The 20,991-nt window shown below is 60.1% G+C and carries 21 protein-coding genes; 8 read left to right on the forward strand and 13 right to left on the reverse strand.

The annotated features are described in order from the left end of the window. Positions 1-3: 3 nt before the first annotated feature. The gene (gene greB / locus QYH43_RS19705) at positions 4-501 is read left to right on the forward strand and encodes a transcription elongation factor GreB (protein WP_017339816.1); all 498 of its coding nucleotides are present in this window, start codon (positions 4-6) and stop codon (positions 499-501) included. A 2-nt stretch (positions 502-503) separates the two neighbouring features. Here greB and QYH43_RS19710 read toward each other — a convergent pair whose 3' ends face one another. The 3 genes from QYH43_RS19710 to QYH43_RS19720 form a co-directional block, all read right to left on the reverse strand. Continuing rightward, positions 504-812 (reverse strand): hypothetical protein, encoded by a 309-nt coding sequence (locus tag QYH43_RS19710; protein WP_095056719.1) that lies wholly within the window; start codon positions 810-812, stop codon positions 504-506. A gap of 246 nt (positions 813-1,058) precedes the next feature. After that, positions 1,059-1,493 carry a DoxX family protein gene (locus QYH43_RS19715; RefSeq protein ID WP_095056718.1) on the reverse strand — a complete coding sequence of 145 codons (435 nt, stop codon included), beginning with the start codon at positions 1,491-1,493 and terminating at the stop codon, positions 1,059-1,061. Between the two features lie 104 nt (positions 1,494-1,597). Further along, a complete protein-coding gene (locus QYH43_RS19720) occupies positions 1,598-3,019 on the reverse strand; it encodes a transglycosylase SLT domain-containing protein (RefSeq protein WP_095152915.1) in 1,422 nt (473 codons plus the stop codon). Between the two features lie 234 nt (positions 3,020-3,253). On the opposite strand from QYH43_RS19720, the gene QYH43_RS19725 reads away from it, so the two are divergent. The 3 genes from QYH43_RS19725 (at position 3,254) to QYH43_RS19735 (ending at position 6,197) form a co-directional block, all read left to right on the forward strand. Next, the gene (locus QYH43_RS19725) at positions 3,254-4,063 is read left to right on the forward strand and encodes a TatD family hydrolase (RefSeq protein ID WP_301157866.1); all 810 of its coding nucleotides are present in this window, start codon (positions 3,254-3,256) and stop codon (positions 4,061-4,063) included. A 126-nt stretch (positions 4,064-4,189) separates the two neighbouring features. Beyond that, the gene (locus QYH43_RS19730; RefSeq protein WP_301157867.1) at positions 4,190-5,671 is read left to right on the forward strand and encodes a methyl-accepting chemotaxis protein; all 1,482 of its coding nucleotides are present in this window, start codon (positions 4,190-4,192) and stop codon (positions 5,669-5,671) included. Positions 5,672-5,831: 160 nt separating this feature from the next. Then, entirely contained in the window at positions 5,832-6,197 is a 366-nt protein-coding gene (locus QYH43_RS19735; RefSeq protein ID WP_095056714.1) for an Mpo1-like protein, read from the forward strand. On the opposite strand, the gene QYH43_RS19740 is transcribed toward QYH43_RS19735, so the two are convergent. The 3 genes from QYH43_RS19740 to QYH43_RS19750 form a co-directional block, all read right to left on the reverse strand. Beyond that, entirely contained in the window at positions 6,198-6,995 is a 798-nt protein-coding gene (locus QYH43_RS19740; RefSeq protein ID WP_301157868.1) for an acyl-CoA thioesterase II, read from the reverse strand. It lies immediately after the preceding gene. A gap of 217 nt (positions 6,996-7,212) precedes the next feature. Further along, positions 7,213-7,971 (reverse strand): CHAD domain-containing protein, encoded by a 759-nt coding sequence (locus QYH43_RS19745; RefSeq protein WP_301157869.1) that lies wholly within the window; start codon positions 7,969-7,971, stop codon positions 7,213-7,215. A 113-nt stretch (positions 7,972-8,084) separates the two neighbouring features. Beyond that, the gene (locus QYH43_RS19750) at positions 8,085-8,363 is read right to left on the reverse strand and encodes a hypothetical protein (protein WP_095056711.1); all 279 of its coding nucleotides are present in this window, start codon (positions 8,361-8,363) and stop codon (positions 8,085-8,087) included. Between the two features lie 222 nt (positions 8,364-8,585). Between QYH43_RS19750 and QYH43_RS19755 the strand changes: the two genes are divergently transcribed. Next, positions 8,586-9,632, forward strand: a complete 1,047-nt coding sequence (locus QYH43_RS19755; RefSeq protein ID WP_301157870.1) for a patatin-like phospholipase family protein — start codon at positions 8,586-8,588, stop codon at positions 9,630-9,632. 143 nt (positions 9,633-9,775) lie between these two features. Here the strand turns inward: QYH43_RS19755 and QYH43_RS19760 are convergent, their stop codons facing one another. From QYH43_RS19760 to kdpF, 6 genes are all read right to left on the reverse strand, one after another. Next, positions 9,776-10,474, reverse strand: a complete 699-nt coding sequence (locus tag QYH43_RS19760) for a response regulator (protein WP_095056709.1) — start codon at positions 10,472-10,474, stop codon at positions 9,776-9,778. Positions 10,475-10,522: 48 nt separating this feature from the next. Continuing rightward, positions 10,523-13,174, reverse strand: a complete 2,652-nt coding sequence (locus QYH43_RS19765; protein ID WP_301157871.1) for a sensor histidine kinase KdpD — start codon at positions 13,172-13,174, stop codon at positions 10,523-10,525. A gap of 51 nt (positions 13,175-13,225) precedes the next feature. Further along, positions 13,226-13,771, reverse strand: coding sequence for a potassium-transporting ATPase subunit KdpC (gene kdpC, locus QYH43_RS19770; RefSeq protein WP_301157872.1), 546 nt, complete (start codon positions 13,769-13,771; stop codon positions 13,226-13,228). 193 nt (positions 13,772-13,964) lie between these two features. Next, positions 13,965-16,022, reverse strand: coding sequence for a potassium-transporting ATPase subunit KdpB (gene kdpB, locus QYH43_RS19775; RefSeq protein WP_301157873.1), 2,058 nt, complete (start codon positions 16,020-16,022; stop codon positions 13,965-13,967). Positions 16,023-16,032: 10 nt separating this feature from the next. Further along, positions 16,033-17,727, reverse strand: coding sequence for a potassium-transporting ATPase subunit KdpA (kdpA, locus tag QYH43_RS19780; protein WP_301157874.1), 1,695 nt, complete (start codon positions 17,725-17,727; stop codon positions 16,033-16,035). 8 nt (positions 17,728-17,735) lie between these two features. Beyond that, positions 17,736-17,825 (reverse strand): K(+)-transporting ATPase subunit F, encoded by a 90-nt coding sequence (gene kdpF, locus QYH43_RS19785; protein WP_007899818.1) that lies wholly within the window; start codon positions 17,823-17,825, stop codon positions 17,736-17,738. 193 nt (positions 17,826-18,018) lie between these two features. Between kdpF and rfbC the strand changes: the two genes are divergently transcribed. From rfbC to QYH43_RS19800, 3 genes are all read left to right on the forward strand, one after another. Continuing rightward, positions 18,019-18,564 carry a dTDP-4-dehydrorhamnose 3,5-epimerase gene (gene rfbC, locus QYH43_RS19790; RefSeq protein WP_301157875.1) on the forward strand — a complete coding sequence of 182 codons (546 nt, stop codon included), beginning with the start codon at positions 18,019-18,021 and terminating at the stop codon, positions 18,562-18,564. A 149-nt stretch (positions 18,565-18,713) separates the two neighbouring features. After that, a complete protein-coding gene (locus QYH43_RS19795; RefSeq protein WP_095056703.1) occupies positions 18,714-18,881 on the forward strand; it encodes a DUF2897 family protein in 168 nt (55 codons plus the stop codon). Between the two features lie 266 nt (positions 18,882-19,147). Continuing rightward, the gene (locus QYH43_RS19800; RefSeq protein WP_301157876.1) at positions 19,148-19,705 is read left to right on the forward strand and encodes a TetR/AcrR family transcriptional regulator; all 558 of its coding nucleotides are present in this window, start codon (positions 19,148-19,150) and stop codon (positions 19,703-19,705) included. Here QYH43_RS19800 and fabF read toward each other — a convergent pair. Next, positions 19,702-20,976: a beta-ketoacyl-ACP synthase II gene (gene fabF / locus QYH43_RS19805; RefSeq protein WP_301157877.1), complete on the reverse strand. Its 1,275-nt coding sequence runs from the start codon at positions 20,974-20,976 to the stop codon at positions 19,702-19,704. The two genes, QYH43_RS19800 and fabF, sit on opposite strands and share 4 nt — an antisense overlap. Positions 20,977-20,991: the final 15 nt, after the last annotated feature.

Consider the following 20,991-nt stretch of genomic DNA (forward strand, 5'->3'; position numbering starts at 1 on the left):
GCCATGAGCCGTTATCGCCCTCCCCGCACCGCCGGTACCGCGCTGATCACCCCTGAGGGTGAAGCGCGGATGCGCGCCGAATTTCATGAGCTCTGGCACGTTCGACGACCGCAAGTGACGCAGTCTGTCAGCGAAGCAGCGGCACAGGGCGATCGCTCGGAGAACGCCGAATACACTTACGGCAAAAAGATGCTGCGCGAGATCGACAGCCGCGTGCGCTTTCTCACTAAACGCCTGGAGGCGCTCAAGGTCGTCAGCGAAAAACCCAGTGATCCGAACAAGGTCTATTTCGGCGCCTGGGTCACGATCGAGGACGAGGACGGCAAAGAGTCGCGCTACCGCATTGTCGGGCCGGATGAACTGGACCTCAAACTGGGTTTGATCAGCATCGACTCACCGCTGGCCCGCGCCCTGATTGGCAAGGCCCTGGACGCCGAAGTACGGGTCCAGACGCCAACCGGCGAGCAATGCGTGTACATCGTGGCTATTGAGTATCCGTAGCCTCAGCGACGGGTAATCAACCCTTGCCGGGCAACGCGAGTCAGTTGCCTGATCACTTCAGGTGCGTCCTCGAGGCTGGGGGACTGAATCACTGCCAGATCGAAACTGTCGTTGGCAAATCGCGCCAGGGACTCGCCGTCTTCGACAAACTGGATCAGGAACGCAGCAGGGCCGCCGGTACGACGTGGCCAGCCGTCGAGATAACGCAGGAGCGTCGGCTGATGTTTGCCGCCAAGCAGGATTTTTGGATTGCGCTGGGTGAGATGTGCCGTGATCGGCGCGGGACGTATAACGGGGCTTAATGCATTCATTGGGTCGTGTCTCTGCCTCAAAAGTCTGCATGGCAGGTGAGAGGCAACACCGAACCAGCGCTTTAGCGGTATTTCGAAGCCTGTTTCAAGCTTCTGTCGGTAACTGATCGAGTTACCTGGCGCCCCGCAAGTAGCTGTTTAAATCGGCGCATGAGCAGCATCCTAGAGAAGCTGACTGGACAGTGTCAAGAATGACGAACAACAAAAAAGGCCCGCAATGCGGGCCTTTTCATTGAGCCAGAGCCGTCAGCCCGCGATGACGCGATCGGCCGAGAGCTTGCCGGCCCCTTCGATCAGTACCGCAATACTGCCACCGAGCAGGGCCAGGGCGAATTCATAACCGTTGTTGGCCATGAACAGACCGTTACTGATGTGCACCGAAAAAATAGCGACCAGCGAAAGGAAGGTCAGGCCCAACGCTGCCGGCCGCGCCAGCAGGCCGATGATCAAGGCCAGACCGGCAAAGAACTCGGTGCCGCCCGCGAGCGTCGCCATCAAGTAGCCCGGTGCCAGGCCGATGCTTTCCATGTATTGCGCAGTCCCGGCCAGACCATAACCACCGAATGCCCCGAAGAGTTTCTGCGAGCCGTGAGCAGCGAAGATGATGCCGACGACAATTCGCAGAACAGTCAGGCCGTAGCCAGCGCGGGTGAACAGAACCTTGTTGATCAGAGTGCTCATGCTGTGTCTTCCATCGTGAGGTGTGTGTGGGTTGGTCGCTATATTAATCAGTAAATATCATGTTAAAAGCGCAAAAAACCCACCAATCCAATCAGTTTATTCGATCACTTTCGCGAAGTGACGTTTGGCCCCTGAGGCTCCAGCGATTCCCGCTCTCGATCGAATGCCAAGTAGTACTTGTTCACGCTATTAACATAGCTGACAGGTCCCATTCCGACTTGCTCCATGGCAATCCGCTCGACCTGGAAGAACCATTGATTCGGATTCAAGCCGCGCCGCCGCGCCTCGGCACGCATGCCTTGCACTCGCTCTGGCCCAATGTTGTAGGCCGCCAGCACGAAGGCCATGCGTTCGCGTTCGTTGAGCTTGGTGCTGGCAAAAAACTTGCGCCGGATCAGGGCGAGGTACTTGGCGCCGGCCTGCACATTGCCGTCGAGGTCTTGGATGTTGTTGACCCCTACCCGCTGGGCTGCAGACGGCGTGATCTGCATCAGGCCAGTCGGCGCACCACCACTGCGCGCCGCGGGTTGCAGGCCGGACTCCTTGAACGCCAGCGCCGCGAGATTCAGCCAGTCCATGCCTTGGGCGTCAGCGTGCTTTTGCAGCACCGGACGCAGTTTTTCCAGTCGCTGCCGGTCCGCCTTGGCCAAGGGGTAGTGAACCTGGTACAGGCGCCGATAGATCCGCAGGAACGCAACGTCCTGGTCCGATGGTTTTTTGTAACCGGTCAGGAAGCGATCAATGCTCGCACGCAGCATTGACGCATCGCGGCGCACGAACCAGAACTCTTCGCCCGGATCACTGATGAGCACTTGTTTGTCGAATCTAAGTTTCGGCAGGATCTTGCCCCAGCGCTCGGCAATCGGTTGCTCGACGATGGTCAGATGAAAGATGCCGCCCTGGACCATTTCCAGCACATCCTCGACCGCCAGACTCGGATCGACCCACTCGATCGTTATCGGAGGCAGCTTGTGCAAGGCAAGTTTCTGATTGATCTGGCTGACGGCGTCACCGGCAGCACTGCCGGTGGGCAATGCCACGGTCTTGCCCGATAGCTGTTCGAGACGGGTATAGCGACGTTCGCCCTTGATCCCCACCAGCACCAATGGAATGTTGCTGGCAAGCGGTTCGCTGGTGCTGACGGCGTAGCCCGGTTGCAGGTCGAGCAATTCGCCTGGGGCTACCAGATCACCCTCCCCGCGCTGCAAAGCGCCGAGCAGTTGGTCCTTGCCCTTGGGGATAATCTTGAGGGTGATTTCCTGACCGTCGCGGGCATGGCCGTTGAGGTATTGCTCGAACGCTCGCAAGCGGTGGTACTCGACGCCAATGGCCTGGCCCTGGACTTCGCCGGAACTGTTGCGGCTCTGGTTGACCAGCACCCGCAGCACGCGGCTGCTACGAATGTCCGGGAGGTCACGAACTTTTGCGGCCGGCACGGCTTGCTGTGGTCCGGGCAGCCGCGCAACCGCCGACAGCGGCAGTAGCAACGAACAACACAGCAGTAGCAAAACCGAGGGACGAATCATCCACTCTCCGGAAAGAATTCGGGCTGATCACATGAATAAGTCATGCGATCAATCGACAAAAACAGAGCGCCTGAAGCGCTGGCAAGGTGCGAGAAACCGGCACATTGATGGTAAAGCTACCAGTCCAGTTTCGTTCGCGGCTCAAGAGACAGCGTTAACTCCTTGTAGTTCTTGGCTTTTCTTATCAATCAACAGCTCTGATATGCTTTCCGGCCTTTGGTCCGAGGTAGCACCATGCAACTCATCGATATCGGCGTCAACCTGACCAACCCCAGTTTTGCCGACAAACACCAGGCGGTACTCGACCGCGCCTACGCGGCCGGGGTGTGCCAATTGGTGCTCACCGGCACCAGCGTCGAGGGTAGCGAACAGGCCCTGGAGCTGTGCCAGCAACTGGACGAAAGCGCGCAACGGCTGTTCGCCACGGCGGGCATTCACCCCCATTCGGCCAGCGACTGGAATGCCGACAGCGCCCGACGCCTGCGCGGTTTGCTCAAAGAGCCGAACGTGGTGGCCGTGGGTGAATGCGGGCTGGATTTCAATCGAGATTTCTCACCGCGCCCGCAGCAGGAGAAAGTCCTCGAAGAACATCTGGCGATGGCGGTCGAATTGCAGTTGCCCGTGTTTCTGCACGAACGTGATGCCAGTCAGCGCCTGCTGGAAATCCTGCGCGACTACCGAGATCAATTGCCCGCCGCTGTCGTGCACTGTTTCACCGGCGAACAGAAAGCGCTGTTCAGCTACCTCGATCTGGACCTGCACATCGGCATTACCGGCTGGATCTGCGATGAGCGCCGGGGCACGCATTTACATCCGTTGGTTAAAGAGATCAAGCGCGGACGCCTGATGCTGGAGAGCGATGCGCCGTATCTGCTACCGCGCAGCCTGCGCCCCAAGCCGAAGAACGGGCGCAATGAGCCGGCGTACCTGACCGAAGTGTTGCGAGAGGTCGCACTGCATCGCGCAGAGACCCTTGAAGATCTGGCGGCGCACAGCACAGCAACTGCGAGAGCATTCTTCGGCTTGCCGCCAATCCCCCAGTAATCACCTGCCCCCTGGGGGAGTGGGCTGGCTCGCTCCCACCTTGACCTGCATCAAAAGCCGATTTCTGCATGGCGGCACAATGCTGGCACCTTGCCAATACTGTTTCCGCTATCAGAGAAAACCTCCATGGGTGCCTGGCTTAGCAATATCTCGCTGAAATACAAATTCTGGGCAGTCAATGCCGTCGCTTTTATCACCACCTTGCTGCTGGTGCTGTTTGCCGTGCATCTTGAACAACAGGCCCGCAGTCAGGCCGCCAAGGCCTCGGCTCAGGCGCAGGCGCGATTGCTCAGCGCCTGGCCTGCCGGGCAGCCGCTGCCCCGGCACGATAACCTGCTGATCTTCAGTCGCGCACAGGTGCCGATGTTGAACAAACAACCGGTACCGGAACTGAGCAATGCGAAAGGTTGGGTCGAGATCAATGCCATGCCGCTGCTCGGTGACAACCCGCTGATGGGGGCCGAAGTGTTCACCGGCGCGGGTGACCAGCAAATTGCAGTGATCGCCTATGCACCGAGCCTGGAACAAGTCTTCGCTGAACGCTTTAGCCAATACGCGGTGGCGGTAATGATCCTGATGCTGGCGATGCTGGGTGCGTCGCAGTTGTTGATCCGTTTCCTGCTCAGCCAGCTGAACACGTTGAAAGACGTGATGCTGCATGTGGAGAAAACCGGTGATCTGTCAGCCCGCGTTCCACTGGCCTGTCGCGATGAAGTCGGGCAAATGGCCAATGCCTTCAACGCCATGCAGGCCGGTTATCAGCGAGTGGTCAACACCGTCGCCAGCACCGCCCGGCAACTGGATGAGGGGGCCGCCCGGCTGGCGTCGAGCATGAACGACGTGCGCCAAGGCATGCTCGGTCAGCAAAGCGAAACCGATCAGGCCGCCACGGCGATCAACGAAATGACGGCCACGGTCTATCACATCGCCCAACACGCCGGAGCCACCCGCGACCTGTCGCAATCGGCCGACACCCTGGCTGGCAGCGGGCAGGAGGTGGTGCTTCGGGTTCAGAAGTCGATTGCCGGGTTGTCCACCGGGGTGCAACAAACGGCCGAGATGATCCAGCGCCTGGCCGAGGACAGCCAGAAAATCAACGGCGTGGTGAACGTGATCCATAGCATCGCCGAGCAAACCAATCTGCTGGCCCTGAACGCAGCCATCGAAGCGGCCCGGGCCGGTGAGATGGGGCGCGGGTTTGCGGTGGTCGCCGATGAAGTTCGCAACCTCGCCAAGCGGGTTCAGGCCTCCACCGACGAAATCACGCTCATGGTGTCGGCTTTACAGGTCGGAACCCGTGACGCGGTGGACTTTATGCAGGAGAGTTCGTTCAAGGCGGACGACTGCGTGCAACAGGCGCAGGAGGCGGGTGTCGCGCTGGCAGAAATCACCGGCGCCGTGGCGCAAATGCGTGAAAGCAATACGCAAATTGCGGTAGCGGCCGAGCAGCAGAGCCAGGTCGCCGAAGAGATGAACCGGTCGGTGGTGAGCATTCGTGACGTGACCGAGAACACGGTCCAGCAGACGGTGAGCTCGGCGACTACCAGCAATGAGTTGGCGGCGCTGGCCGGGGAACTGAGCAAGGCGATCGGTCAGCTCAAGCTTTGACGGCCTCTTCGCGAGCAGGCTTGCTCGCGATGGCGTCAACCGGGTCAGATCAATGTTGACCATGACCCCTATCACATCGATAGCCAGCCTTGATTCGCCGCCAACAAAGACCGGGCCTATTCTTCAACCATGTGTTCAACATGGATCGAGGATCAGCATCATGGGCAAACGTCACCCCAACCTTCCCGCCTGGCAATGGCGCGCGTACCCGAACAATCATCAGCACCCGACCAATCTGGTGCTGCACCTGATCGCGGTGCCGCTGTTCATCGTGGCATTTCTGTTGATTGTGTCCGGGGTGTTCGGCCTGAACCTGGCAAATGTCGCAATCGGTGTGATCGGTGTGATCGCCGCGCTGGGTTTGCAACGCCACGGTCACAGCCTGGAAGCGCAAGCCTCCGAGCCGTTCACCGATCGCAAAGACGCCGTGTCGCGCCTGATGGTCGAGCAGTTCCTGACCTTCCCACGGTTTTTTCTGAGCGGTGGCTGGTGGCGCGCCTGGCGGGAGCGTCACCGTCGGCATTGATCAGGCGAACACCGTCACGGTCTGCCGACTCATCGCAATCAATCGACCGTCCGCGCTCCACAACCTCGCGGCGGCATGGCCATACCCGTCGACGGCATACTCGGTTTCGACCTGATATTTGCACCAGTCCAGCGTGCTCAGATCCAGCAACGGCTGAACGAATTCTATGGTCCAGGTCAGCGTGCTGCCCATCGCCGGTTTCTTCAAAAACGGCAGCACAGACGGTGGCCACGCATCCACCAGCGCCAGAATGTGCGCTTCGCTCAGCGCCTCTGCTTTTGCATCATCACGCAACCGCACCCAGCCGCCCATCTGACGCGACGTACTGCCGCTGAACGGCATACCACCGACGCTCCAGCGCATCGCCAGATGCCGCATAAACTCAGGGAGGAGACCTTCGACGAACGGCAACTCCTGGCACGCCTCCCAATGCTTCATTTCCGGCGCTGGCTCCGCGCTCACCGCCACTTCCGATGGACGCGAGGCGCCGAAGCTGCCCTGGATCAGTGTCACCACCTGGCCCTTCTGCACCACTCTGCCGAGTACCTGACTGACAGCCTTTCCTTCACGCAGTACGTCGACCTCAAAGCTGACGGGAACATCAGGCTCGACCGGGCCAACGAAGGTGATCGCCAATGAGCGAACCGAACGATCCGACGGAACCTTTGCGCGCATGGCTTCGAATTGCAGAGCGGCCACCAGGCCGCCGAAACTGGCTCGCCCCTGTGCCCAGGAAGCCGGAATAGACAGCTCCAGTGGCTGGCGGCGGACGGCATCGAGCAGTTCGGAAAAGCGCATGAAAACCTCAAGGATCGGAAAAAGATGAAGGAATATTAACGATCAGGCGGAGGCTATACAGCACTCATTCCGGCCAAATTGACTGACAGATGGGCCGTGCTCAACTCCCCCCCTGTAGAAGCGAGCTTGCTCGCGATAGCGGCGTTTCAGTCACATCAATGTTGGATGTGCCACCGCAATCGCGAGCAAGCTCGCGCCTACAGGGGATGCATTAGGTTCAGGATTTGAAGCAATCCGCGCTGAGCTTGTCCAGCACGCGATCAGAGCGGGTTTCCGCTTTGGCCATATTGGCTTTCCAGATCGCCACACAAGGTTGCAGATCCGCTTCATGCTCGGCCAGGGCCAGCCACTGTACGCAGTCGTGCCAGTCACCTAACGCGCCTTGCGCCGCTTTCAATCGAGGCATGGCTTTTTTCGGTAAGCGATCCAGCTCCGGATAGGCATCAATGCCATAGCGCACGCGCTTGATCAGCAACCTTAGTCGATGCCGGTCGTGGGCGGGATCGTGCAGTGCCTTGTCGAGTTTTTTCCATTGTTTGGCCAAGCGTTTTTCGATGTGCTGGCGCACGCCCTTGAGCAAACCCTGGCGCTGGGACGCACGCAAAAAACGCGGAAAAGCATCGAGGACGATCAGCAACTGTGACAGTTCGGTGCTGCTCGCAACGGCCGGATACGCCTCGGCCATCTGGGCCATGCGCCTGCGTCCAGCTTCAGTTTGACCGTGCTCAAGCAGGTACGCCGCCATGACCTCGCGATCCCGTAACGGCGTGGTCAGCTCACCGACCCGCGATGCCGCCTCTTCCAGTTGCTCGACGCCCGGCAAGCCGCGCAACGGCCGCAACAGGCTGCGCAATCGACGTATCGTCGTGCGCAGATCGTGCAACGCCTCAGGGTCAGTACACGCATTCAAACGTGCCTGGCAGGCCAGCAGACGAATCTCCAGGCCCAGAACATGAGCCACCAAGCGATCAATCATGGGTTTACTCCGTAGATAGTCCCTTACACCAACTGTAGGAGCTGGCTTGCCGGCGATGGCGGCCTGGAGCTCACTGTGATCTCAATGTACTCCCACCGGCAAGCCGGATCGCTTCATCGCCCGGCGCGGGACTCACGAATATAGAAACGGGCCTTCTCGGCTTTTTGGCTGCAACCTTCGAACCCTTCGAATTGCTGTTGAGTCTTGGCCGCGGTCAACAGTGACAAGGCTTTGGAGTAGCTGACAGTCCCGGCGAAACCCTCGGCCTTGGCCAGGTCCAGCTCACGCCACGCGGCGTCGAGTTGGCTACCGCAGCTGTCTCGGTAGGCGGTTTTACCGGCACAACCGGCAAGCGCCAGGGCAATCAGCGGTACACAGATCCAGGCTTTCATCACTCACACCTCAAAGATAGGTCAACAATCATGCAGGTAAGACGGTCCGGCGCTTAAAAAGTGCCGTTGGTCTGCTGCGCTCACTATAGCGCTGCTGAGGACAACCCTGTGCCACCATGGAGTGTCGAAAATACGACGCCTTCGCCGCTACGAACGACTTTTGCGATTGAAGCGCGCCCCTCGATGGGTGCATTGTTGAACCTGGTCATACGAGGGCGATTCATGAAAAAGCGTGTCGCACTGGTGCTGGGCTCGGGTGGAGCCCGGGGATATGCGCATATTGGTGTTATCGAAGAAATTGAACGGCGCGGTTACGACATCGCCTGCATCGCCGGTTGCTCCATGGGCGCCGTGGTGGGCGGGATCTACGCCGCCGGCAAACTCAATGATTATCGCGACTGGATCGAGAGCCTGGACTATCTCGATGTGTTGCGGCTGGTAGACGTCAGTTTTCGTTTGGGGGCGATACGCGGTGAAAAAGTCTTCGGCCAGATCCGCAAGATCGTCGGCGAGATCAACATCGAAGACCTGCGCATTCCCTACACGGCGGTCGCCGCCGACCTCACCAACCAGCAGGAAATCTGGTTTCAGGAAGGTTGCCTGCATCAGGCCATGCGCGCCTCGGCGGCGATTCCCAGCCTGTTCACGCCGGTCATGCAGGGTAATCGCATGCTGGTGGACGGCGGTATTCTGAACCCGCTGCCGATCGTGCCGGTGGTGTCGAGCCACTGCGACTTGATCATCGCGGTCAACCTCAACTCCACCAACCAGCGCCACTACCAACTGCCGGTGATCCAGCGACCCGCCGCGTTCAGGTCGCGCTTCGACAGCCTGATCAATTCTCTGGGTTCGAAGATGCCGTTCCGGCGCAAACAGGCCGAACAACTGTTGATTCTGGAACAGGAGGCCTTGAGGGCCCAGAGCGCGAATATCAATTCCTGGATCGAGTCCGCCGAGCCCGAAGCCCAGCAACCGGCCGCCGCGCCTGAATCCTCAGGTGCGCCACGATCCGCCACCGGCTCATTCATCATCGATAACGTCGGGCCGGCGTCGCTGCTGGACTTGATCAACCAGAGCTTCGAGGTGATGCAAACGTCGCTCGCGCAGTACAAGATTGCCGGTTATCCGCCGGACATCCTGATCAACGTACCGAAGCGGGTCTGCCGGTTTTTCGAATTCTACAAGGCGCCGGAACTGATCGCGCTGGGGCGGGAGATTGCGCGGGATACGATGGATCGGTATGAAAATGAGCAGAATCGCGATGGCTGAAATGCTCGATTGATTGTGAGGGCCTCATCGCGAGCAGGCTCGCTCCTACAGTAAATTTTCGGTGTTCACAAAATTTGTGTCTGCCCAAAATCCAATGTAGGAGCGAGCCTGCTCGCGATGAGGCACGATCATTCAGCACAAAACTAAAGGCTGGCCTCACCCAACAACCGATACCCCACCCCCGCTTCGGTCACGATAAACCGTGGCTGAGTCGGGTCGTCCCCCAGTTTCTGGCGCAAATGGCCGACCACAATCCGCAGGTAATGGGTGTCTTCGGTGTGGGTCGGCCCCCAGATGTCCTTGAGCAGTTGCTGCTGGGTGATGACCCGCCCGGGATGCCGTGTCAGTTGCGCCAGCACGGCGTATTCCTTGCGGGTCAATGCCACTTCGACACCGTCCAGCAACACCCGGCGATACGCCAGGTCGACCGTCAGCGGGCCAAAACTCAGTGCGGCTTGCTGGGGCTCGCCCATCGGGGCCTGACGCAATAACGCGCGAATCCGTGCCAGAAATTCCTGAATGCCAAACGGCTTGGTCACATAGTCATTGGCACCACCATCGAGGGCATCGACTTTCTGCCCTTCACCGGCGCGCACCGAAAGCACCAACACCGGCACCGTCGACCATTCACGAAATTCGCGCAGCACCTGTTGGCCGTCCATGTCCGGCAAACCGAGGTCGAGCACCAGCAGGTCCGGTTTGTTCAGCGCGGCCTGCGCCAGGCCTTCGCTGCCGGTGCCGGCCTCCAGCACTTTGTAGCCTTGGGAAACGAGGCTGATGCGCAGGAATTTGCGGATCTGCGGCTCGTCGTCGATGACCAAAATGGTCGCAGTCTGGCTCATGAATTCACATCAACACGTAGAAGAGGCAAGAGAGTAGCGCATGCACGATCAGGCTTCACTTTCATATCCCGGCTGAGCCTGCAACGGCAGGTGCAAGGTGATGCAGGTGCCGCGCCCCTCGATGCCGTCCGCAACACTGATGCGCCCACCATGGGCACCGACCATGCCCTGACAGATCGCCAGCCCCAGCCCGGTGCCCTGCCCGCCACGATCGCCACGGGCAGCGGTGTAGAACATGTCGAAAATCTTCGCCCTCTCCGCTTCCGGAATCCCCGGCCCTTCGTCGCTGACCGAGAAGAACAGCTCCTTTTCGTCGGCCCCGGCACACAATTGCAGACGGCCGCGGGATGGCGAGAAGCGTGCGGCATTTTCCAGCACGTTGACCAGGGCCTGTTCGATGAGTGCGGCATGCACATACAGCAGCGGCAACTCGGCGGGCACATCCGTGCTGACCTGCAACGAAGACAGAACTGCGCGCAGGCGATTGAGTGCACTGCCGACGATATCGGCCGGCGACACCCAGTCTCGCGAGAGTTTCAGGGCGCCATGACCGAGGCGGGTCATGTCCAACAGGTTTTGAATATAGCGGTCCAGACGCTCGGCTTCATCACGAGTGCCTTCGAGCAATTCACGGCGGTCCTCCAATGGAATCGCCTCGCCAAGCGCTAGCAGACTGTCGATGCTGCCGCGCATCGAGGTCAGCGGTGTGCGTAAATCGTGGGACACCGAGGCCAGCAAAGCACTGCGCAGTTGTTCGGTTTCGCCGTGCAGCCGTGCGGCCTCAAGGTCGTCGGCCAGCTGCGCGCGGGCCAGCGCCTGGGCCAATGGCTGACTCAAAGCGGTCAATAAGCGTCGACGCTGGCCCGTGAGGGTCTGGCCCTCTTTGGCGCAGACACCGAGCAATGCCAACGGACCGTCCTCGACCGACAATGGCCACCACCACCAACGCCCGAACGGCAAGGTGCCGGTGCCGACGCCGGCCGGTTGATCGTGTTGCCAGGCCCAATCGGCGGCCGCACGTTCCGCTTCAGAAAATTCCAGCGGGCCACCGGTTTCGACTTTCCAGCTGTTTTGACCATCGCGATTGAGCAGGCACAGTTGCAGATCGCTCCAGCCATTGAGGTGCTGGGCTGCGGCGCTGATCACGGCCTGACGATCGGTGGCGGCGGTGAGTTTGCGCGACAGGCCGAGCAGTTCGGTGGTCTCTTCCTGGGTGTCGCGCAGAACCTGCAATTGCCGCCGCTGACGCGCGGCAAGATTGCCGGTAAGCGCCGCCATCAACAGGAAAAACAGCAAGGTCAGCACGTCTTCTTCACGCTGGATGCTGAAAGAAAAATTCGGCGGAATGAACAGGAAGTCATAAGTCAAAAACGACAGCGCCGCACACACCAGTGCCGGGCCGAGACTGCTGCGCACCGCCACCAGCAGGACCGCGGCAAGGAACACCAGTGAGATATTCGGCAGCGGCAACACACTCACCACCGCCCACGCCAAGGCGCTGGCTAAAACAGTTGCGGCCACCGCCAGGGCATAGTCGAACCACACCAGCGACTGCATTGAACGTTGGCGAGGTGGATGCTGTTCATGGTCACAGTCGAGGACGTTGATTTCCAGGCCGCGCGCATTGCGCAGCAGGCGCGCCGCCAGACCACCGCCGAACAATCGACGACGCAGACGTGGTCGGGACTGGCCGACCAGCACCAGGCTGGCGCGACGTTCGACGGCATGCTGGATCAAGGTTTTCGCCACCTCACCCGCTCGCAGCAGCACCACCTCCCCGCCCAAACGTTCAGCCAATTGCTGGGCACTTTGCAGGCGCAGACGCGATTGCTCGTCTCGCACGCTGCCGTTGTCGACGTGCACCAGACTCCACGGCAGATGACGACGCTGGGCCACTCGACTGGCGTGACGCACCAGCCGCTCAGCCTGGGCATCGCCGTCGACGCCCACCAATAAACGTCCGCGCACGGCTGGCGCGGCTTGCCCGAGTTGGCGATAACCCTGGGCCAGATCGTTATCGACCTGAGCCGCTGCGGTTTGCATCGCCAGTTCGCGCAAAGCAGTCAGATTGGTTTGGGAGAAAAACGCGTCGATGGCCGCCCGCGCCTGTTCCGGCACATAGACCTTGCCATCGCGCAGACGCTCAAGCAGCTCACGTGGTGGCAAGTCGATCAGCAGCAACTCATAAGCTTCTTGCAGCACCCAGTCGGGCAAGGTTTCGCGAACCTGCACGCCGGTGATGCCGCGCACCTGGTCGTTGAGACTTTCCAGGTGCTGGACGTTGACCGTGGTGTACACGTCAATGCCGGCGGCGAGCAGTTCCTGAATGTCCTGCCAGCGTTTTTCGTGACGACTGCCGGGGGCGTTGGTGTGGGCCAACTCATCTACCAGCACCAGTTTCGGCTTAGCCGCCAGCAGACCGTCGAGGTCCATTTCCTCCAGCATCACGCCACGGTATTCCGAGCGCACCAAAGGCTGCTGCGGCAGACCGCTCAGCAGCGCTTCGGTTTCGGTACGGCCATGGGTTTCGACGACGCCGGCGATGATTTTCACGCCTTGGCGCAATTGGGTGTGGGCCGATTGCAACATGGCGTAGGTCTTGCCAACACCCGGCGCAGCCCCCAGGAAAACCTTGAGCCGGCCACGGCCATCGCGGGGCAGGTCTGCTAACAGCGCGTCGGCGCGGCCGGAGTCGCTCATTGATCATTGCCTTGTTTGATTTGACTTGAGAGATTGCTGCGATCTTTTGATCTACAGATTTTCCAGCGCCCGATTCAACTCAAGCACATTCACCACTGGCGGGCCCACAAGAGGCTGCTCGATGTGCGCGTCCAGCAGGTTTTGCACGGTCGCCACCGGCAGATTGCGCGCCGCCGCAACACGCGCCAGTTGATAGGCAATTGCGGCCGGTGGCAAGTGCGGATCAAGCCCGCTGCCGGACGTGGTGACCAGCGCCAGCGGCACCGGTCCCTGGCCTGGCACCTGCAATTTATTGGCTTCGTCAATCACGCGGGTGGCCAGCGCCGGATTGCTGGGCGCCAGGTTGCTGGCGCTGCTCGACACGGTAGCAAAGGCACCCGCCGATGGCCGCGGATGGAACCACGCATCACCGACGAAATCCTGGGCAATCAACGACGAACCTCGCACCTTGCCCTCGGCATCGCGAACGAGACTGCCATTGGCCTGATCCGGGAAGGCAACCTGCGCCACACCGGTGACAACCAAAGGATAGGCAACGCCGGTGATCAGGGTCATCAGGACCAACAGGCTCAGGGCCGGGCGTATCAATGTGGACATTTCAAAATCCTCGAAAAATTCATCACTCGGAAGGTATAAACATCACCTGTGGCGAGGGAGCTTGCTCCCGTTCGACTGCGCAGCAGTCGCCAAGCCGGTGTCCTGAAAAAACTCGGTCGTCTGAGGCGGGGCCGCTTCGCAGCCCAGCGGGAGCAAGCTCCCTCGCCACAAAAACCTCCACCACCAGGTATCGCTAAACCAGATGCAACGCCGTCAACAGCATGTCGATGGCCTTGATGCCCACGAACGGCACCAGAATCCCGCCCAGCCCGTAGATCAGCAGATTGCGTCGCAACAACGCCGCCGCACTCGCCGCCTGTACCCGCACACCGCGCAGTGCCAACGGAATCAACACCACGATGATCAAGGCGTTGAACACAATCGCCGAGAGAATCGCGCTCTGCGGACTGCTCAGGTGCATGACGTTGAGCACCCCCAGTTGCGGGTAAATCACGGCAAACAGCGCCGGCAAAATCGCGAAGTATTTGGCCACGTCGTTGGCGATGGAAAACGTCGTCAATGCACCGCGGGTCACCAGCAGTTCCTTGCCGATCTGCACCACGTCCAACAGCTTGGTCGGATCGCTGTCGAGATCGACCATGTTCGCCGCTTCACGCGCCGCTTGCGTACCGTCGTTCATCGCCATGCCGACGTCCGCCTGAGCCAGTGCCGGGGCGTCGTTGGCGCCGTCGCCGCACATCGCCACCAGACGACCGTCATTCTGTTCGTGACGGATGCGCGCCAGTTTTTTCTCCGGTGTGGCCTCGGCCAGCACGTCATCCACGCCTGCTTCGGCGGCAATGGCGGCGGCAGTCAACGGGTTGTCACCGGTGACCATGACCGTGCGAATCCCCAGTTTGCGCAGCTCGGCAAAACGCTCGCGAATGCCGGGTTTGACCACGTCTTTCAGGTGAATCGCACCGAGCAATTTGCCGTCGGCACAGACCAGCAACGGGGTGCCGCCGCTCTGGGCGATCTTGTCGATTTCCCGGGACAGCGCCGGGGCCAGGTCGGCGCGTTTCAGGCCGACGAACGCCAGCAGCGAATCCACTGCGCCTTTGCGATAAATTCGGCCCTGATAGTCGACCCCGGACAACCGAGTCTCGGCACTGAACGGCACCGCCGTCAGCATGTCGGCGGAGGGTTCAGGTTGCGGATGAAGCCCGCGCAGATATTCGACGATGGATTTACCTTCAGCAGTGTCGTCGGCCAGCGAGGCGAACAGCGCACCTTCGGCCAGGTCTTTCGCGGTCACACCGGGCGCGGCATATACCGCTGAACAACGACGGTTACCAAAGGTGATGGTGCCGGTCTTGTCCAACAGCAGAACGTGCACATCCCCCGCCGCTTCTACCGCCCGGCCGGATTTGGCAATCACGTTCAGGCGCACCAGGCGGTCCATCCCGGCGATACCAATGGCCGACAACAGACCACCGATGGTGGTCGGAATCAGTGTCACCAACAGTGCTACCAGAAACACCAGCGGCAGGCTGCCATTGGCGAAATGGGCGAACGGTTGCAGGGTGACGACCACCAACAGGAAGATCAGGGTCAGGCCGATCAGCAGGATATCGAGCGCCACTTCGTTCGGGGTTTTCTGGCGTTTGGCGCCTTCGACCAGGGCGATCATGCGATCCAGGGTCGACTCACCAGGGTTGGTCGTAATCTTCACCAGCAGCCAGTCCGAGACCAGCCGCGTGTTGCCGGTGACGGCGGAACGGTCACCGCCGGACTCGCGGATCACTGGCGCAGATTCACCGGTGATCGCCGCTTCGTTGACCGCCGCAATACCTTCGATCACTTCGCCGTCACCGGGGATCATCTCCCCCGCTTCGACGCGCACCACATCGCCTTTGCGCAGGTTGGCGGCAGGCACCATTTGAAAACTGCCGTTAGCGGTTTTGCAACGGGCGCTGAGGCCTTCGCTACCGGCCTTGAGACTGTCGGCGCGGGCTTTGCCACGACCTTCGGCCAAGGCTTCGGCGAAGTTGGCGAACAACACGGTGAACCACAGCCACACGGCGATTTGCGCGGCGACGAAGGTCGGTACGTCCGCGTCGGGAATAAAGCACAACACGGTGGTCAGGATCGCGGTCAGCTCGACCACCAACATCACCGGCGCACGCTTGAGTTGCCGCGGGTCGAGCTTGACGAAGGCTTGCACCAGCGCCGGACGCCACAGGGCCGAGATCGCGGTTTTGGGTTGCTCCGATGCCTTCACGGCTACCGGTTTGATTGCAGGCATATTCATCGTCCAGTCCTCAGAAGCCCATGCTCAGATGTTCAGCGATAGGGCCCAGCGCCAGGGTCGGCAGGAATGTCAGTCCGCCCACCAGCAAAATGGTCATAGTCAACAAAGTCACAAACAGCGGGCCGTGGGTCGGGAAGCTGTTCTGACCGATCGGGGCGGTTTTCTTCATCGCCAGGCTGCCGGCCAATGCCAGAACCGGGAGGATGTAACCGAAGCGGCCGATCAACATGCCCAACCCCAGCATCAAGTTGTGGAACGGCGTGTTGGCGCCAAAGCCACCGAACGCAGAACCGTTGTTGGCGCTGGCCGAGGTGTAGGCGTAGAGCAACTGACTGAAACCATGGGCGCCGGGGTTGCTTACTGAGGCCACCGGTCCCGGCAGGCTGGCGGCAATCGCACCGAGCACCAGCACGCCAATCGGCATGACCATCAGGGTCAGCACCAGCAGTTGCACTTCCCTGGCTTGCAGTTTTTTGCCGAGGTATTCCGGCGTGCGGCCAATCATCAGGCCGGCGAGGAACACCGCGATCAACACGTTGAGCAACATGCCGTAGAGCCCGGCACCGACGCCGCCGAAGATCACTTCGCCGACCATCATGTTGACCATCGCCACCATGCCGCTCAGCGGGCTGAGGCTGTCGTGCATGCCGTTGACCGAACCATTGGAGGCCGCCGTGGTGGTCACCGACCACAGCACGGTGGCGGTGGTGCCAAAGCGCGCTTCCTTGCCTTCCAGCGGCGCTGTCTGCTCGACGGCGGCGTTGTTCAAGGTCGGATTCGGTTGATACTCAGCCCACAGCGACGTCGCACCGCCAATCAGGAACAGCGCCAGCATGCAGGCGATGATTGCGCGGCTCTGACGCAGGTCTTTCACGTAATGGCCGAAGGTGAACACCAGCGCCACGGGGATCAGAATGATCGAAGCGACTTCGAACAAGTTGCTCCACGCCGTCGGGTTCTCGAACGGATGCGCCGAGTTCACGCCGAAGAAACCGCCACCGTTGGTGCCCAGTTGCTTGATCGCAATCTGGCTCGCGGCCGGACCAAGCGGAATCACCTGATCGACGCCCTGCATCGTCAGCGCATTCACATACTGCGCGAAGGTTTGCGGCACGCCCTGCCACACCAGGTACAGCGCCAGCAGCAGGCACAGCGGCAACAAGCCATAGAGGGTGGCGCGGGTCATGTCGACCCAGAAATTGCCCAGGGTTTTGGTCGACTTGCGCCCGATACCGCGGCACAACGCAACCAGAACCGCGAGCCCGGTGGCTGCGCTGACGAAGTTCTGCACGGTGAGACCGATCATCTGGCTCAGATAGCTCAGGGATGCTTCACCGCTGTAGCCCTGCCAGTTGGTGTTGGTCATGAAACTGACCGCGGTGTTGAACGCGAGCGTCCATTCCTGACCCGGCAGATGTTGCGGATTGAGCGGCAAGTAACCCTGGAACAACAGGACCGAGAACAACAGCAAGAAGCCTGCAAGGTTGAATGCGAGCAAGGCCAGCGTGTACTTCTGCCAACTCTGTTCGGCCTGCGGATCAACCCCAGCCACCCGATAACAGCCGCGCTCCACCGGCCCCAGGATCGGCGTCAGCCAGGTGCGCTGACCTTCCATGACCTTGTAGTAGAAGCGCCCGAGAAACGGTGCCGGAACCAATACCACCGCGAAAAATGCGAGGATCAGCCAATAATCATAACTGTGCATAGCCGCTCCTAGTTCCGGTCCGCGCGCAACAGCGCAACCAACAGATAAATGAACAGCCCCACTGCCAGCAGCAGCGACACCCCGTCCAGAACGCTCATGGAAGTTCTCCCTGTTACGGCGTATTGCCGCGTGTGGGGTCATTGTCGGGAGGGAGGGTGTAAAGGCGCGAGATCGGGGATGGGGACGTGGCATAAAGAAGGCGTAAAGAGTGAGAAGCCGAGCCATCACTCGCTTCGGTGCGCACTTTGCGCAAGAATGTCGACCATTGAGCCCATCGCTGGAGAATCACCCATGAATGTAATCACCACTGATCTGCCCGGTGTTCTGATCATCGAACCGAAGGTATTTGGTGATGAGCGAGGCTTCTTTTATGAAAGCTTCAATGCCAAGGCTTTTGAAGAGGCGACTGGCCTGAACACACAATTCGTCCAGGACAATCATTCGCGCTCGCAAAAAGGCGTATTGCGCGGCCTGCACTACCAGCTGGAAAACACTCAAGGCAAATTGGTTCGTGTCACCGTCGGTGAAGTCCTCGACGTTGCCGTTGATATCCGTCGCAGCTCGCCGCATTTCGGCAAATGGGTCGCTGTGCGCCTGTCTGCCGAGAACCATCGTCAGCTATGGGTGCCGGCAGGTTTCGCCCACGGTTTCGTAGTGCTGAGTGATTTTGCCGAATTCCTCTACAAGACCACCGACTACTACACCCCATCCGCCGAACGCAGCATCCGTTGGGATGACCCGGACCTGGCTATCGACTGGCAACTGAGCGAAGCACCGCAACTGTCGGCAAAAGACCTGGCAGCGGCGTACTTCAAAGAGGCAGAGGTTTTTTCCTGATCCACGATGTCTAAAGCGTTCGAGTGAACCTTGAACAACCGGCATAGAATGGGGTGATAGCGATGGAACTGCGGTGAAACCCCATCACTCAAAACGATATGCACGATCGGTTGGCGAACCCTCGCCCACCTGCCTTCAAGGAGAGTCCTATGCCCTGGTATGCCTGGTTAATTCTGGTCGTTGCCATTGGCTCGATCGTGGGTGGCTTGTTGCTGCTGCGCGACACGGCCAACAAAGTCGAACTGACCGAAGAGCAACGTAAACGCGTCGCCGAACGCAATGCGGAAATGGACGCCAAGGAAGCGCAGGACCGCTGACAGAAAAAAGCCCCGTCAACATTGGCGGGGTTTGTTTTTTTACACGTGTGCATGGCCATATCCAATCCTCAGCCCCTGCTGCCTTTTATCAGCCGGTTTTCGGGCGGATCGAGCCTTTTATCATCCGGTCGGAATCACCGTTCGTGTCACTCTCATGACCGGTTTGGATCAAGATCGAAGCATCTGCATGCTTTTTAGAAGTAGAAGTACAGTCACCATCCAATTTTCATTGGTTAATATGTTGCGCATTGATGTGGAGATATCAAATGCGTTACTCGCAGGACCATAAAGCCCAGACCCACAAACGCATTATCAAGGAAGCTTCCGCGCGATTTCGACGCGACGGTATCGGTGCGACCGGCCTGCAACCTTTGATGAAAGCACTGGGCTTGACCCACGGTGGTTTTTACTCGCACTTCAAGTCCAAGGACGAACTGGTAGAAAAGGCACTGCAAGAAGCCGGCGAGCAAGTCGACGGCTTGTGCGCGCAAATCTTCTCCGAGGAACATCCCCTCGAAACCTTTATCGACACGTACCTCTCCGAATGGCACCAGACTTCACCCCATGAAGGCTGCCCGCTGCTGACCATTTCTTCGGAGCTGGGGTTGCGCGGTCAACCCAGCCCGACCAGCGATGTGGTGCTCAAGGCCCGCCTTGAGCAGATCGAAAGCACCCTCAAAGGAGACAATGCCGCCGATCGCAGCGTCGTCATCATGTCGACACTGGTCGGCGCTTTACTGCTATCGCGCAGCGTTGCCGACGTCGAGTTTGCGCAACGAATACTCGACGTCGCCCGCGACCATCTCAAACAGCCACAGGATTAACCCTGCCAACGCTTGAATAAAACGCTGGCGTTCACCCCGCCGAATCCGAAGCCATTGGACAGGGCGTACTCGATGGCCATAGGCCGCGGTTTGCCATGAACAATGTCAACACCTTCAGCCGCAGGGTCGGGGTTATCGAGATTGAGCGTGGCCGGAACGATCTGATCGCGAATGGCCAACAACGTGAAGATCGCCTCAATCCCGCCTGCTGCGCCGAGCAAATGACCAGTCGCCGATTTGGTCGACGTGACAGCAATCTTGTTGTCTGAACCAAACAACGACTTGATGGCCGCCAACTCGCCGAGATCCCCCACCGGTGTCGACGTTGCATGGGCATTGAGATGCTGCACCTGCGCCGGCGTGACTCCGGCCTGAGCCAACGCCAGCGACATCGCCCGGCGAGCGCCGCTGCCATCTTCAGGTCCGGCCGTCAGATGATAGGCGTCGGCACTGGTGCCGTACCCGACCAATTCTGCGAGCGGCAGCGCACCGCGGGCCAGCGCGTGATCCAGAGATTCAATCACCAACAAGCCCGCACCCTCGCCCATCACAAAGCCATCACGTGCGCTGTCGAAGGGTCGAGAGGCACGCTCCGGGGTTTCGTTGTAGCCGCTCGACAGGGCACGAGCCGCCGCGAACCCGGCCAGGCTGACCCGATCAATCGCCGCTTCCGCACCGCCACACACAGCGATGTCTGCCTCACCGGCACGAATCAAGCGGGCAGCATCGCCAATCGCCTGCACACCGGCCGCGCACGCCGTGACCGGCGCACCCAAGGGGCCTTTGAAACCATGCTCGATCGAGACATGGCCAGCGGCAAGATTGACCAGAAATGAAGGAATCGTGAAAGGTGACAAACGTCGCGGCCCACGGCTGTCCGTTGTGCGTACGGCGTCCGCAATCGCGCCGAAACCACCGACACCGGAACCGATAATGGTCGCGGTGCGCTCCTGACCCTCGGCATCCAGCGCCTTCCAGCCCGCCTGTTCCAGCGCCTGACGCGCCGCTTCCATGGCGAACAGAATGAATCGATCCATTTTTTTCTGTTCTTTGGGCGACGTCGCGAGGTCCGGGTCGAAACCCGCCTCGGCATCCTCTGCCAGCGTCGGCACCACGCCGCCGACCTTGGCCGGCAAATCGGCAACCACGTCGTCAGGCAAGTTTCGCAGACCTGAACGTCCCGCCAACAGACGCGCCCAGACGGCTTCAACGCCACTGCCCAAGGGAGAGACCAGACCCATCCCCGTTACAACCACTCGACGATCACTCATACCGCTCACACCTCA

Source organism: Pseudomonas sp. C32, assembly GCF_030417915.1.
In the GTDB taxonomy this organism is placed as follows: domain Bacteria; phylum Pseudomonadota; class Gammaproteobacteria; order Pseudomonadales; family Pseudomonadaceae; genus Aquipseudomonas.